Here is a 14150-nt window from a genome sequence, read left to right on the forward strand (position 1 = left end):
TAGAGAAAGGGGAGTTACGCGGCCAGCGTTCCCGGCATCACCGCCCGGGGCCCGAACTTCGCCCGCGCGCGGTCCGCGACCTCCTCGATGCGGCGGACCTTCTCGTCCACGGGGTCGAAGGTGAGCTGGTGGGAGGCCTGGTCGGCGGAGGCGAGCCCCTCGGCGCGCAGGCCGAGCGCACGGACCCGGGCGCGCTGGAGGCCAAGGGCCTCGTACATGCCGTACGCCGTCCTCGTCAGCGCCGCGGAGTGGGCGGTCGGCTCCTTGAGGGTGCGGCTGCGGGTCGTCGAGGTGCGGTCGGCGTAGCGCACGGTGAGGGTCAGGGTGCGGCAGACCTTCTCCAGGGCGCGCAGCCGGGCGCCCAGTTCCTCGGCGGCGGACAGCAGCGCCCTGCGGTGGCGGTCCGGGTCCAGCTCGTCGCGGTCGAAGGGGTGTTCGGCGACCAGAGAGCGGGAGACCGCGTTCGGGACCACCCGGCCGCGGTCGACCCCGTTCGCCTTCTCGCGCAGGTCGCGGCCCGCCTTCGCGCCGACCAGGCGCTGGAGCGTGGACAGGGGCGCGCCGGCGACCCGGCCCAGGGTGTCGAGGCCGTACTCGCACAGCGTGCGGGCGGTGGCGGTGCCGACGCCGGGGAGCGCGGCCACGGGGCGGTCGGCGAGGAACTCCCGGATCGCGTCCGGGTCTTCAGGGACCGCGCGGGTCAGCCCCGGCCGCGCGTCGCGCAGTGCCATGCGGGCCAGCAGCGGGCCGGGCCCGGCGCCGATCACGCAGTCGACGCCGTACAGCGCGAGGGCGCGGACCCGGAGCACCGCCGCCAGCTCGACGGCGCTGCGCCCGAAGTACCGCTCGGCGCCGCGCAGATCGGCCAGCGCCCCGTCCGGGGGCAGGGCCTCGACGACCGGGGTGAACTCCTCCAGCAACCCGAGCAGCCCGGGCAGGGCCGCCTCGTACATCGGCGACAGCTGGAAACGTACGCAGAGAATGGTCATCCCGCACTCCCCGGACTCTGGTGCCACAACTTCTTCCCACCCGCCGGGCCCTCGCCCGCGGGACGCAGATCGGCCCAGGGGTGCATCTCGTACCCCGTGGGCATGCGGATCGTCCGGTCCGCGGCCGGGTCTCCCCACCGCTGGGGCACGGGCTCCGCCAGCCGCGCCGCCACCTCGTCGAGGCCGCCCTCGGCGCGCAGTTCGACCAGCTCGGCGAGGTTCCAGGCGGCCGAGCCCACCACGCTGAGGCTGCGCGGGCCGCGCCGCTGCACCACCCCGCGCACCAGCAGCAGCCAGGAGTGGAAGACCGTGTGCGCGCAGGCGTCGTGGGAGTCGTCGAAGAAGGCGAGGTCGACCAGGCCCGTGCCGTCGTCCAGCGTGGTGAAGATGACCCGCTTGCCGGACCGGATCGGCGGGGTCTGGGTGGCCGCCTTGGCGCCCGCGACCAGCACCGTCTCACCGTGCCGGGCCTCGCGCAGCCGGCGCGCCGAGACCACGCCCAGCTCCTTGAGGAACTCCCGGTGGTCGTCCATCAGGTTGCGCGAGGCGTCCATGGACAGCACGCCCAGTTCGGCGCTGAGCCGCTCCTGAGAGGTGAGGTCGGGCAGCCCGGCCGGGGCGGTCTTCCGCCCGCCGGACAGGGGGAGCTGACCGCCGCCCGCGCCCCGGGCACCCCGGTGCAGCTCGGACAGGTGCAGCTGCAGATCGCGGCGGTTGGCGCCGAAGGCGTCCAGCGCGCCGACCTGGGCCAGCCGCCCGGCCAGCGGACGGCTCGGGCGGGCCCGCTCCCAGAAGTCCAGCAGGGAGGCGTACGGCTGGCCGTCGGCGATCCGCTTCGCCTCGGCCTCACTGATGCCGTGCACGTCGGAAAGGGCCAGGCGCAGCCCCCACACCCCATCAGATTCAGACACCAGTTCGATCCTGTGTGCGACCCCCGACTCGTTCACGTCCAACGGCAGGATCGGCACCCCGCGCCGCCGCGCGTCCGCCAGCAGCAGCCGCTTCGGGTACATCCCGGGGTCGTGCGTGAGCAGCCCCGCGTAGAAGGCGGCCGGGTGATGCGCCTTCAGCCATGCCGACTGGTAGGTCGGTACGGCGAAGGCGACCGCGTGCGCCTTGCAGAAGCCGTAGGAGCCGAAGGCCTCGACGATCTCCCAGGTCCGCTGAATCGTTTCCGCGTCATAGCCGTTCGCCGCGGCGTGCTGAGCGAACCAGAACCTGATCCGCCCCTGCGACTCCGGGTCGGACAGCCCGCGCCGGATCCGGTCCGCCTCGCCGCGCCCGCAACCGGTCATGATGGCGACGATGTCGATGATCTGCTCGTGGAAGACGACGACCCCGTAGGTGTCCCGCAGCGGCTCCTCCAGGTCCGGGTGCGGATACCGGACGGGCGCCCGCCCGTGCCGGGCCTCGATGAACGGCCGCACCATGTCGGCGGCGACCGGACCGGGCCGGAACAGCGAGATGTCGACGACCAGGTCGTGGAAGGTGGCCGGCTGCAGACGCCCGACCAGGTCCCGCTGGCCCGGCGACTCGATCTGGAAACAGCCCAGCGTCTCGGTGGAGCGGATGAGCCGGTACGTCGCCGGGTCGCCGGGCGGCACGGCGTCCAGGTCGACCTCGGCGCCCGTGGCCCGCTTCACCTCCGCGACCGCGTGCGCCATCGCCGACTGCATCCGCACGCCCAGCACGTCCAGTTTGAGCAGTCCGAGGTCCTCCACGTCGTCCTTGTCGAACTGCGACATGGGGAAGCCCTCGCCGCTGGTCGGCATGACCGGCGTACGGGAGAGGAGGGAGGCGTCCGAAAGCAGCACTCCGCAAGGGTGCATGGCGACTCCGCGCGGGAGGGCGTCGAGGGCCTCGACCAGCTCCCATAGCCGGCCGTACTTCGCCCCTTCCCGTCGGCACTCCCCCGCCAGCTCCCTGAGTTCGGGCAGCTCCTCCAGAGCCGCGCGGGCGTCACGTGCCCGGATGTGCGGGAAGGACTTGGCTACGCGGTCGATCTCGGCCGGGTCCATGGACAGGGCCGCGCCCACATCGCGGATCGCGTGCCTGACCCGGTACGTCTCCGGCATCGCGACCGTCGCGACCCGCTCGGTGCCGAACCGGCCGATGATCGCCCGGTAGACCTCCAGGCGGCGCGCGGACTCCACGTCGATGTCGATGTCGGGCAGCACGACCCGCTCCTTCGACAGGAAGCGCTCCATCAGCAGCCCGTGCTCGACCGGATCGGCGTGCGCGATACCGAGCAGGTGGTTGACGAGGGAACCCGCGCCGGAGCCCCGCGCCGCGACCCGGATGCCCATCTCCCGTACGTCGTCCACCACTTGGGCGACGGTCAGGAAGTACGAGGCGAAGCCGTGGTGGGCGATGATGTCCAGCTCCCGGTGCATCCGCTCCCAGTAGGCGCGCCGGGTGTCGTAGCCGCGCAGCACCATCCCCGCCGCCGCCCGCGAGGCCAGCGTCCGCTGGGCGGTGCGGCGGCCGGCGCCGACCAGGTGCGCCTCGGGGAAGTGGACGGTGCCGATGCCGAGATCGTCCTCGGGGTCGACCAGGCACTCCGCGGCGGTCGCCCGGGTCTGCTCCAGCAGGCGGTGGGCGGTGTCGCGCCGGTAGCCCGCGGCCTCCACCACCCGCTCGGCGACGCGCAGCATCGCCTCCGCGTCCTTCAGCCACGCCTCGCCGGAGTCCAGCTCCTTGGCGGGGTCGACGGGGACCAGCCGGCGGGCGGCGTCCAGGACGTCGGCGACCGGGCCCTGTCCGGGGTCGGCGTACCGGACGGCGTTGCTGAGCACCGGCCGGATCCGCTGTTCGGCGGCGAAGCCGACGGTACGGGCGGCCAGGCGCAGGGAGCCGGGGCCGGTGCCCTCACGGCCGTGGCAGACGGTCTCCAGGCGCAGGGCGTCGCCGTAGACCTCGCGCCAGGGCACGAGGAGTCTCGCGGCCCGGTCGGGGCGGCCCGCGGCGAGGGCGCGGCCGACGTCGGAGGCGGGGCCGAGGATGACGATGAGGCCGTCGGCCCGGTTGTCGGACCAGGGCAGCAGCGGGGTGCCCTCGGCGGTGTGGGCGGCGGTGACCAGCCGGCACAGGTCGGCCCAGCCGCGGGCTCCGTCCCGGGCGAGGAAGGTCACGCGGGGTGTCGACTCGTCGATGAAGGCACCGCCGCGGACGGGGGTACGGCGCCGTTCCGTCGATACGGCTTCGTCTCGTCGTATGGCACCGTCCCGGCGTACGGCACCGTCTCGTCGTACAGCCCCGTCCCGACGTACGGCACCGTCCCGGCCCACGCCCCTCTCCGGCTCCCCCACCGCCAGCTCCACGCCGAACAGCGGGCGGACGCCCGCCTTCGCGCAGGCCTTGGTGAAGCGGACCGTGCCGGCGAGGGTGTCGCGGTCGGTGAGGGCGAGGGCGTCCATGCCCCGCTCGGAGGCGCGCTCGGCCAGCCGCTCCGGGTGCGAGGCGCCGTAGCGCAGGGAGAACCCGGAGACGGTGTGCAGATGCGTGAAACCCGGCACACGCACCTCCCGCACTCGTGAACCCCGAACGGCTCTCGAACATCAGTTCCCTACTCTCAACCCCACCATACCCCTATCCCCGAACAAGTGTGCGACATCCATTCGGGCGCGTCCTACCTGCGCAAACGCGGAAGTCCCGCCCCTCGCGCGCGTGGGGCGGGACTTCCGGGAGCATGATCCCGGCGGGTCAGCCGATCTTGGCGCCCGTCGCCGACAGGGCCTCCGTGACCGGCTGGAAGAACGTCTCGCCGCCGGAGGCGCAGTCGCCGCTGCCGCCGGAGGTCAGGCCGATCGCGTTGCCGCCCGAGAAGAGCGAGCCGCCGCTGTCGCCGGGCTCGGCGCACACGTCGGTCTGGATGAGGCCGCCGACCGTGCCCTCGGAGTAGTTCACGGTGGCGTTCAGACCGGTGACCGTGCCGGAGTGCACCTGGGTGGTCGAGCCGCTGCGGGTGACCTTCATGCCGACGGTGGCCTCGGCCGCGCCGGTGATCCGCTGGGCGGAGCCGTTGTAGAGGTCGACCTCGCTCGGGTGGTCGGTGTCCGAGGTGTACTTGACCAGACCGTAGTCGTCGCCCGGGAAGCTGGACTGCTCGTTCTTCCCGATCACGGTGCCGGACGAGTCCGACCAGGTGGAGATGGACTCGGTGCAGTGCCCGGCGGTCAGGAAGTACGGCTGCCCGTCCTTGACCACGTTGAAGCCGAGCGAGCAGCGTCCGCCCGAGCCGGTGATCGCGTCGCCGCCCGCGAGGAAGGGCTTGAACTTCCCCTTGGACCGCTCCAGTTCGGCCGTGCCGCCGAGCCCGTCCACGACCTTGGAGAGCTTGGCCCACTCGGTCTTCGAGACGGTCCTGTCCGCCGTGACGACGACCTTGTCGGTGACCGGGTCGGTCGCCCACGAGGTGCCGGGGATGGTCGCGTCCCGCTTCAACGTCGCCCGGGCGCCGTCGAGTTCGGCCAGGGAGTTGGCCACGACTCTGGCCTTGGCGCCGGCCGCCTCGACGACCTTGGCGGCGGTCTCGTCGAGCACGTTCACGACGAGGTTCCTCGCCTTCGCGTCGTAGTACGTACCCGCCGCGTCCGCGCCGAGGTCGTCCACGAGCGTGGAGGCGAGCTTTCCGGCCGCCGGTGCCGAAAGGGTCTCCGGCGTGGCGGTCTTCGGGGTCTCGCTGGCGTTCGCACTCTGGAAGGTGACTCCCGCGGCGACCAGTGCGGCGACACCCGCGCCTGCCACGGCCGCCCGCCGCCCGGGTATGCGTCGGTGCTTCAACTCACGTCCTCCTGTGGGGGATCGGTCCGAGAGGTTGTGGGGACCTCACGGCCGGAAGGCTGGTTGACGGGCGCCTACTATTCCGAGATCCACAGGGAGCACACAAGGTCGACTTCAGGACGCGCGTACGAAGGCACCACACGCCCCCCTGGCGCCATTGACCGTCCACGGTCGCCCCAGGAAATTCGCACTGCAAACACTACGTGCGAGTAACCCTCAGCGGACGGTGAGGTTCCGCCCTGTCCTGAATTCGCCCTCGGAGGGCAAGAGAGAGCCCCCGCACGCGGATTGCGTGCGGGGGCTCGCCCCGAAGCCGACCCGGAGGGATCGTCAGCCGACGCTCACGCCGTACGCGCTCAGCGCCTCGGTGACCGGCTGGAAGAAGGTCGTACCGCCGGAGCTGCAGTCGCCGCTGCCGCCGGAGGTCAGACCGTAGGCCACGGAACCCCTGTAGAGCGGGCCGCCGCTGTCGCCGCCCTCGGCGCAGACCGTGGTCTGGATCAGACCGGAGACGATGTCACCGCTGCCGTAGTTGACCGTGGCGTTCAGCGCCGTGACCCGGCCGCTGTGGGTGCCGGTGGTGGAGCCGCGGCGGTAGACGGTCGTGCCCACCGACGGGGTGGCCGCGCTGGAGATGGTCTGGCTGCCGACCGCGCTCGGGTGCGCCACCGAGGAGTTGGTGTAGCGGACCAGCGCGTAGTCGTTGCCCGGGAAGCTGTAGTTGACGTTCGTGCCCAGCACCGTGGTGTGGCCGGAGTTGCTGTACCACGTGGAGGCGACCTCACCGCAGTGCCCGGCGGTCAGGAAGTAGTAGGTGCTTCCGCTGTGCACGTTGAAGCCGAGTGAACAGCGGTAGGAGCCGCCGTAGATGGCGTCGCCGCCGGTGATCAGCTTGTTGAACTTGCCGGGGGTGTGCTTGATGGTCAGGGCGCCGGCGTTGGTGCCCGCCTGCTGCTTGATCTTGGTGATCTCGGTCGGCGAGACGGTGCTGTCGACGGTGACGACGACCCGGTTGGTCTTGCTGTCGACCGCCCAGGCGGTGCCGGGCACGTCCGCCTTGAGCACGGAACCGCTCACCGTGGTGAGCTGGGCGGCGCTGAACGTCTGCGCGTCGCTCGCGTTCGCGGTGGGGACGGCGAACGCGGCTGCAGCCACGAAGCCGGTGGCCACGGCGATCAGCCGGGTCCGTCTCGCGATGGGGCTGCTGGGGGTGGTGCGCTTGATCCTCACTTTTCGTTCCCTCCCAGGGGAAGTCGGGGGCCCGCGTGGGGGTCGGGGCCCGTGAGGCGCAGCCAGGGGTGGGGGGTCAAAGGCCCGGATTCCGGACACGCCGTGCCCCTGACAAGCGCTGTGGGGGAGTATTCGGCCGAACGGCCGGTAGGCGCAAGGGCGCCTTTCGGCCGTGCGACTGTGTGCGATCTGTGCCGACTGTGTGCGTTCTTGGTGCGGTTCGGGCGATTGACGCCCGGTCATATCCCCCCGGAAGGAAGGAGGCTCAGCGCAGTCGCCGCTCCCCCGCCTCGACGGCGAGGCCCAGCGTGTTCCCGGGCGGCGGGAAGGGGCAGAGGAAGTGGTCGGCGAAGGCGCACGGCGGCAGCACGGCCCGGTTGAAGTCGACCGTGGTCCACCCGTAGGCATCGGGGGCCGCCGTATGCAGGAACCGGAACCGGAAACCGCCGTCGCCGCTGGTGGCGTCGGCGAACACCGCCCACAGCGAGCCGTTCGCCTGCCGCGCCACCTTGAGTGTCAGATTCCGGCCGTTCAGCGCGAAGCCGAGCTCACCGGCGAGCGCGAACCCGCGCTCGACCCCGTCCGCGTTCTCCAGGCGGACGGTGCGCGTGCCGTCGTACGGGGTGAAGTGTCCCGGCACCGACCAGCGCGGATCGTACGGGGTGGCGTCGATGCCCCGGAACGTCCGGCGGGCCTCGGCGTCCGGGTCGTAGTCGCGTACACCCCAGACCCCTCGCGTATCAGTACGAACAGCCGCCGCTCGCCGAGCGCGACCCGGGCCGACTCCTCCGGCCCGCTGTCGGCGGCGAGGCGCGTCTCGCCGGAGAAGGGCCGTCCGTCGACGGTCAGGCCGTCGGCCGCGGTCGCGGTGAGCACCACCGCGTCGCCGTCCACGGCCCAGGTCCCGGGGATGTCCGGAAGTCGCCCCTCCGGATAGTCCTGGATCCAGTGCGTGCCGGTGAGCGAGAGCGGCCCGTAGGGCCCGGACACCGTGTCCACCCGGTGCTCGTGCCACCGCTTCCACTCGTCGGCTGCGTCCGTCGTCATGCGCTCAAACCTTCCATATGCTGATCAACGCTTCCATATAAGATCACCCATTCCCTACCGGATCGGGCAGCCCGAGGTGCGAGCGCAGCGTGTCGCCCCGGTATTCGGTGCGGAACGCGCCACGCTCCTGGAGCAGCGGGACCACCCGGTCCACGAACTCGTCGAGCCCACCGGGTGTGAGGTGGGGGACGAGGATGAAGCCGTCGGCGGCGTCGCGCCGCACGAACTCCTCGAGTTCGGTGGCCACCGCCTCGGGTGTGCCGATGAAGGACTGGCGGCCGCTCGCCTCGATCACGGTCTGCCGGATGGACAGCCCCTTCTCCTTCGACAGCGCCCGCCACTTCTCGGCGATGGCCATGGTGTCGCCGGGCCGGGTCCGGCCCTGGGTGATCGACGGATCCGGCACCGGGTCGGTCTCGGGGAGCGGGCCGTCGGGGTCGTAGCCGGAGAGGTCGACTCCCCAGATCTGCTCGAGTGTCAGGAGGGCGTTCTGCGGCGAGACCTGCTGCCGTCTGATCTCGGTGGCCCGCTCCTGCGCCTCGGCTGCGGTGTCACCGAGGACGACCGAGACGCCGGGCATGATCTTGAGATCGTCCGGTGCGCGGCCGTACCTCTCCAGGCGGCGCTTGACGTCGGCGTAGAAGGAGCGCCCGGCCTCCAAGGTCCCGTGCCGGGTGAAGATCACGTCGGCGGTGGACGCGGCGAACTCCCGGCCCTCGTGCGAGTCCCCCGCCTGGATCACCACCGGATGCCCCTGCGGTGAGCGCGGCACGGTGAACTCGCCCGCGATGTCGAAGTGCCGCCCCTGGTGCGCGAACGGCCTGGCCGGCCCGTCCGGGGTCCAGGAGTCCCACAACTCCCGCGCGGTGGCGACGAACTCGGCCGCCCGGGTGATGGGGGTCCCCCCGCTCGAGCGAAGCCGAGAGTGGGGGAGCTCGGCCCGGTCCAGATAGCCGCCGCGCCGGAAGTTCTCGCCGGTGAAGGCGTCCGAGGAGGTCACCACGTTCCAGGCGGCCCGGCCCCCGCTCAGGTGGTCGAGCGTGGCGAGCCGGCGGGCGAGTTCGTAGGGCTCGTTGAAGGTCGCGTTGACCGTGGCGGCGAGCCCCAGCCGCTCGGTCACGGCGGCCAGGGCGTTCAGCACGGTGAGCGACTCGGGGCGTCCGACCACGTCCAGGTCGTGGATACGGCCCTTGTGCTCGCGCAGCCGCAGCCCCTCGGCGAGGAAGAAGAAGTCGAACAGACCCCGTTCGGCGGTGCGGGCCAGATGTGCGAAGGAGGAGAACTCGATCTGCGACTTCGAGCGCGGGTCGGCCCAGACGGTGGTGTTGTTGACGCCCGGGAAGTGCGCTGCCAGATGCATCTGCTTGCGCGGTCGTACGGTCATGACGCTCCCCCGGTCACGGCGTACTGGTTGGCGGGCCGGGCCAGGCCCAGGTGCTCCCGGAGCGTGCTGCCCGGGTAGAAGGTGCGGAACAGGCCGCGGTGCTGGAGCAGCGCGACGGTGCCGTTGACGAGCCGCTCCAGGTCACGGCGCGGCTCGACGGGGACGAGGTGGAAGCCGTCGACGACGCCGTCCGCGTGCCAGGCGGCGATCAGCTCCGCGAGGTCGACGGGGCCGCCCCGGTACAGCGGGCCCTGCACGGTCTGCCGGGGACCGCCCCCGCCGTGACCCGGTTCGGCCGCGTGCTCGCCGTCGCCCAGGTCGACGAGCAGGCCGGCCAGCACCCTCAAGGTGTCCGGGTTGCGCCCGGCCCCGGCCGCGGCGGCGCGCAACTGGTCGCGTACGGCGGCGGCCTGCGCGGGATCCGCGACACGGACCAGGGCGACGTCGGCGTACCGGGCCGCGGCCGGCCGGGCGGGGCCCTCGGTGGCGTCGACCACGCGGACGGGGTGGCCCTGTGGGGGGCGGGGCACGATCGAGGGTCCCTTGACCGAGAAGGCCGAGCCGGTGAAGTCGACGTGGTGCAGCTTGTCCCGGTCGATGAAGCGGCCGGTCGCCACGTCCCGTATCTCGGCGTCGTCCTCCCAGCTGTCCCACAGCCGCGCGGCCACGTCGGCCACTTCACCCGCCTCCTGCCACAGGGCGTCGGCGGCCGCGGCGTGCCGGCGGCCGAAGAGGCGGGCCTCGCCCTCGCTGGTCGAGACGTCGATCCGCCAGCCCGCCCGGCCATGGCTGACCCAGTCGAGGGTGGCGACGGCGGCCTGCACGTGGAAGGGCTCGGTGTGCGTGGTCGTGACGGTCGGGACCAGGCCGATCCGGTGGGTGGCGGGCGCCACCCGGGACAGCACGGCGAGCGCGTCGAGCCCGGGGCGCGCGAACGTGTCGTCCAGGGTCACGAAGTCGAGCCCGCCGCTCTCGGCGAGCCGGGCCAGCTCCACGAAGGAGCCTGCGTCGTACGCCGACGGCTGGTCGATGGCGGCGGCCAGGTGCAGCAGCGCCCGGCCGGGTGGTGGGGTCATGTGGGGATGAACCTTTCGCTGAAATAACTACCGGAATCTCAGAGCACCTTCGAGAGAAACGCCCGGGTCCGCTCATGGCGCGGAGCGTCCAGTACGTCGGCGGGCGCGCCCTGCTCGACGATCCGCCCGGCGTCCATGAAGACGACGGTGTCGGCGACCTCGCGGGCGAAGCCGATCTCGTGCGTGACGACGATCATCGTGGTGCCCTGGCGGGCCAGGTCCTTGATGACGTCCAGGACCTCGCCCACCAGTTCGGGATCGAGCGCGGAGGTCGGTTCGTCGAAGAGCAGCAGCTTCGGCTCCAGGGCGAGCGCGCGGGCGATGGCCACCCGCTGCTGCTGGCCTCCGGACAGGTGCTTCGGGTAGGCGTCGGCCCTGTCGGCGAGACCCACCCGGGCGAGCAGCCGGCGCGCCTGCTCCACGGCCTGCCCGCGGGGGCGCTTCAGCGCGGACACCGGTGCCTCGATGACGTTGTCCAGCACGGTGAGGTGCGGGAAGAGGTTGAAGTTCTGGAAGACGAAGCCGATTCGGGTGCGCTGCCTGAGCACCTCGCGTTCGGGCAGCTCGTACAGCTTGTCGCCGGACCGCCGGTAGCCGACCAGGGTGCCGTCCACGCTGATGGCGCCCCGGTCCACCTTCTCCAGGTGGTTGACGGTGCGCAGCAGCGTCGACTTGCCGGAGCCGGAGGGGCCGAGGACGACGGTGACTTCGCCGGCCTGTACTTGCAGGTCGATGCCCTTGAGGACCTCGAGCGAGCCGAAGCTCTTGTGGACGGCCCTGATGTCGACCATGACGCTCATGGGGTGAATCCCTTGCTGAAGGTGGGTGGGGACGGCTCACGCGGCGGCGCGAGACACCAGGTCCCGCAGGAAGGCCAGGGCGGCCCGGGCGGTGGCGTCGTTCTGCCGGAACGCGGGCCCGCCGGTGCGCGGCCGGGTGAAGGCGCCGGGGGTACGGCCGTCGGTGTACGGCCCGAGGGCGAAGCGCCGGGGGTGCGGCCGGCCGGCCCGGTCGAGGATCCGCCCGTCGCCGGGGTCCACCCGGAGCAGCCCGTCGGGGGTCTCGGCGGCCCCGTCGGCGTGCAGCTCGCGCAGCAGGGTGTCGCGGGCCCGCCCGACGGTGGGTTCGGGCAGCCGCGCCTCGACCAGTGCCCGGGCCTCGACCGAGAAGCCGGGCACGGTGGCGCTGGAGGCCCGGAACCTCCCGTCCTCGGCGGTGACGGTCATACCGGCGCCGACGAACTTGAGCAGGCCCGCCCGGGACAGGGCGAGCATCTGCCGCAGCCGGGGTCCGGGCGGCCCGGAGGCGAGGTAGCTGAAGAAGCCGTGCCACCAGGGGCCGATGCCGCCGAGCCGGATCAGCTGCCCGTAGACGGAGAGCAGCCCGAGGAAGACGGCGAGGTCGGGGCTGTGGCCGGCGTGATGACGACGGTTCAGGTCGCCCTCGACGTACTCCCGCAGCCCTTTCTGGAACTCCTCGTGCGAGGCGTAGCGCACGCCGTCGAGCGGACGGTCGAGCGCGGCGAGGTCGAGGCGGTCGGCGGGGTCGGGTACGGCGGAGGCGACCAGGGTCTGGAGGTCGGCGGCGTCCCCCGCCGCGTACTTCTCCTCGAAGGTGGCCCAGGCGACCGCCGTCCGCTCGGGATGGGCGGTGAACAGCCGGTGGTAGTGCGCGTAGCCCAGTTCCTTCTCCACCAGCGGCCACACGTCCCGCCGGAAGTCGAAGCCCTCCGGCCGCGCCAGCAGCTCCTGGACCTCGGCGGGCCCGAAGAAGCGGGGCAGCGGGGGCCGTTCACCGGTCCAGTCGTAGCCGATCTTCGAGTGGTACGGGACGCCGCGCCGGGAGCCGACGTACAGTACGGGCTCCCGCCCCGACGGGAGGTACTCCTCCCCCTCGTACCGCCCGCCGCGTCCCTCGGTGAGCAGCACCATCAGGTCGACGAAGGCGAGCCCGAAGCCGCGGACGAGGACGGGTTCCCCGGGCCTCAGCGCGGTGAGGTCGGTGTCGGCGGTGAAGTCGGGCGGCAGGTGGACCAAGCCGTGTTCGCGGGCGTACGCGGTCAACTCGGCCTGGGTGTCGTCGAGTTCGGCGTCGAGGTGGCCGATGGCGAGGACGACGAGGTCGGCGAGGAGCGCGCTCGGGCGGCCCTCCAGCCACACCTGCTGGCGGCCCTCGGGCGAGCCGCTGACACGCAGGGCGCGCCGGGAGTGGTGGTGGACGGTGACGCCCGGCGGCAGGTCGGCCACCGCCCGGTCGTACACCCAGCGCAGGTAGTCGCCCTGGATCCGCCGGTCCGCGAATATGCGTCCGTCCAGGCCCGCCCATTCGTGCAGGGTGGGGCCCTCGCGCACCGGCCCGGCCATCTCCACCGTCTCGTCGGTGAACATGGTGACGTCCTCGGCGTGCGAGTTCATCCACAGCAGCGGGGACTGCGCCGCGCGCCAGATGCGTCCGGCGCCCGGCGGATGGGGGTCGACGAGGTGGATGTCGAGGCCCGTGCCGGCGTACAGCTCGGGCGCGTTGGCGGCGATGCGCTCCAGGAGTCCGGTCCCCCGCGGCCCGGCTCCGACGATCACCAGTGACGGCCTGGCGGCGCTCATCGGGTGCGCTCCGAACCGCGCGCGTAGTGCTTCTCCACGTAGTACTGGCCGACGCCGAGCACCGAGGTGACGAGGGTGTACCAGATCGTGGCCACCATCAGCAGGGGGATGACCTGGTAGGTGCGGTGGTAGATCAACTGCGCCGAGAACAGCAGGTCGTTGACGGCGATCACGCTGACGATGGAGGTGCCTTTGAGGGTGCCGATCAGCATGTTCCCGGCGGGCGGCACGATGGAGCGCATGGCCTGCGGCAGCACGATCCGCCGCCAGCGGCGCCACCGGCTCAGGCCGAGCGCCTGGGCGGCCTCGATCTGGCCGCGGTCGACGGAGAGGATGCCGCCGCGCACCACCTCGGCGGCGTACGCGGCCTCGTGCAGGGTGAGGCCGACGATCGCGACGGCGACCGGGCTGAGCAGGTTGACCGTCCGCACGCCGAAGACCTGCGGGTACAGCGCCCCGATGTTGAACCACAGCAGCAGCTGCACCAGGATCGGGATCGACCGGAACAGCCATACGTACCCCCAGCTCACCGCCCGCAGCACGGGGTTGGCGGAGAGCCGGAACGCGGCGAGCAGGGTGCCGAGGGCGAAGCCGAGGACCATCACCACCGCGGTCAGCCACAGCGTGAGCCACAGGCCGCGCAGGATGGAGTCCGAGGTGAAGTAGTCGGCGACGACGTCCCATTGGAACGCCTCGTTGCGCAGGACGGAGTTGACCGCGAGGCCGAGCAGCACCAGAACGGCGACGGCGGCGGTCCACTGGCCCGGCCGCCGCTGCGGAACGATCCGCGGGACGTCCGCCTGCTCCGGTATGTCCGGTGCGGCGGGGACTTTGGCGAGGGTGTCGGAAGACATGCGAAGGCTCCGTGACGCCGGTGGAACACGGGTGGGTGCCTTCACACGGACGCGCCGCGCGGCGCGATACGGCCGAGCCCCTCAGCAGGACCGTCCACCGACTGTACGGCGCGGTTTCCCCTCACTGTCAAGGGTGTCCATGATGTGAGCGGTACATCTCAACTCGGTTGACGCGGAACCGGATGCCT

9 protein-coding genes and 1 pseudogene are annotated in these 14150 nt (G+C 72.2%); all 10 read right to left on the reverse strand.

Features of this window, described 5'->3' with window-relative positions; translation table 11 throughout:
* Window positions 1-14 precede the first annotated feature (14 nt).
* Entirely contained in the window at window positions 15-989 is a 975-nt protein-coding gene (locus tag ACZ7L0_RS32970) for a DNA polymerase Y family protein (RefSeq protein WP_471246195.1), read from the reverse strand.
* Entirely contained in the window at window positions 986-4504 is a 3519-nt protein-coding gene (locus ACZ7L0_RS32975; protein WP_471246196.1) for a DNA polymerase III subunit alpha, read from the reverse strand. Before ACZ7L0_RS32975 ends, ACZ7L0_RS32970 begins: the two co-directional genes overlap by 4 nt.
* Before the next feature lie 187 nt (window positions 4505-4691).
* Complete coding sequence (locus tag ACZ7L0_RS32980; protein WP_471246197.1) at window positions 4692-5771, reverse strand: S1 family peptidase; 1080 nt, start codon at window positions 5769-5771, stop codon at window positions 4692-4694.
* A 330-nt stretch (window positions 5772-6101) separates the two neighbouring features.
* Window positions 6102-7001, reverse strand: a complete 900-nt coding sequence (locus tag ACZ7L0_RS32985; protein WP_471246198.1) for a S1 family peptidase — start codon at window positions 6999-7001, stop codon at window positions 6102-6104.
* Between the two features lie 265 nt (window positions 7002-7266).
* Window positions 7267-8048 (reverse strand): annotated as a pseudogene (locus ACZ7L0_RS32990) (DUF1684 domain-containing protein).
* Window positions 8049-8091: 43 nt separating this feature from the next.
* Complete coding sequence (locus ACZ7L0_RS32995; protein WP_471246199.1) at window positions 8092-9432, reverse strand: NtaA/DmoA family FMN-dependent monooxygenase; 1341 nt, start codon at window positions 9430-9432, stop codon at window positions 8092-8094.
* Entirely contained in the window at window positions 9429-10508 is a 1080-nt protein-coding gene (locus tag ACZ7L0_RS33000) for an LLM class flavin-dependent oxidoreductase (protein WP_471246200.1), read from the reverse strand. The genes ACZ7L0_RS32995 and ACZ7L0_RS33000 overlap by 4 nt, the downstream gene beginning before the upstream one ends.
* 38 nt (window positions 10509-10546) lie before the next feature.
* Window positions 10547-11308, reverse strand: coding sequence for an amino acid ABC transporter ATP-binding protein (locus ACZ7L0_RS33005; RefSeq protein WP_471246201.1), 762 nt, complete (start codon window positions 11306-11308; stop codon window positions 10547-10549).
* A 36-nt stretch (window positions 11309-11344) separates the two neighbouring features.
* Window positions 11345-13108, reverse strand: a complete 1764-nt coding sequence (locus ACZ7L0_RS33010) for an FAD/NAD(P)-binding protein (RefSeq protein ID WP_471246202.1) — start codon at window positions 13106-13108, stop codon at window positions 11345-11347.
* The gene (locus tag ACZ7L0_RS33015; RefSeq protein ID WP_471246203.1) at window positions 13105-13962 is read right to left on the reverse strand and encodes an amino acid ABC transporter permease; all 858 of its coding nucleotides are present in this window, start codon (window positions 13960-13962) and stop codon (window positions 13105-13107) included. The genes ACZ7L0_RS33010 and ACZ7L0_RS33015 overlap by 4 nt, the downstream gene beginning before the upstream one ends.
* Window positions 13963-14150: the final 188 nt, after the last annotated feature.

The organism is Streptomyces sp. NPDC039424 (assembly GCF_055639495.1).

What these genes read in the sequence shown, in the direction of transcription:
- ACZ7L0_RS32970 (WP_471246195.1), bottom strand. Translation starts at nt 989, where the DNA reads ATGACCATTCTCTGCGTACGTTTCCAGCTGTCGCCGATGTACGAGGCG.
- ACZ7L0_RS32995 (WP_471246199.1), bottom strand. Translation starts at nt 9,432, where the DNA reads ATGACCGTACGACCGCGCAAGCAGATGCATCTGGCAGCGCACTTCCCG.
- ACZ7L0_RS33000 (WP_471246200.1), bottom strand. Translation starts at nt 10,508, where the DNA reads ATGACCCCACCACCCGGCCGGGCGCTGCTGCACCTGGCCGCCGCCATC.
- ACZ7L0_RS33005 (WP_471246201.1), bottom strand. Translation starts at nt 11,308, where the DNA reads ATGAGCGTCATGGTCGACATCAGGGCCGTCCACAAGAGCTTCGGCTCG.
- ACZ7L0_RS33010 (WP_471246202.1), bottom strand. Translation starts at nt 13,108, where the DNA reads ATGAGCGCCGCCAGGCCGTCACTGGTGATCGTCGGAGCCGGGCCGCGG.
- ACZ7L0_RS33015 (WP_471246203.1), bottom strand. Translation starts at nt 13,962, where the DNA reads ATGTCTTCCGACACCCTCGCCAAAGTCCCCGCCGCACCGGACATACCG.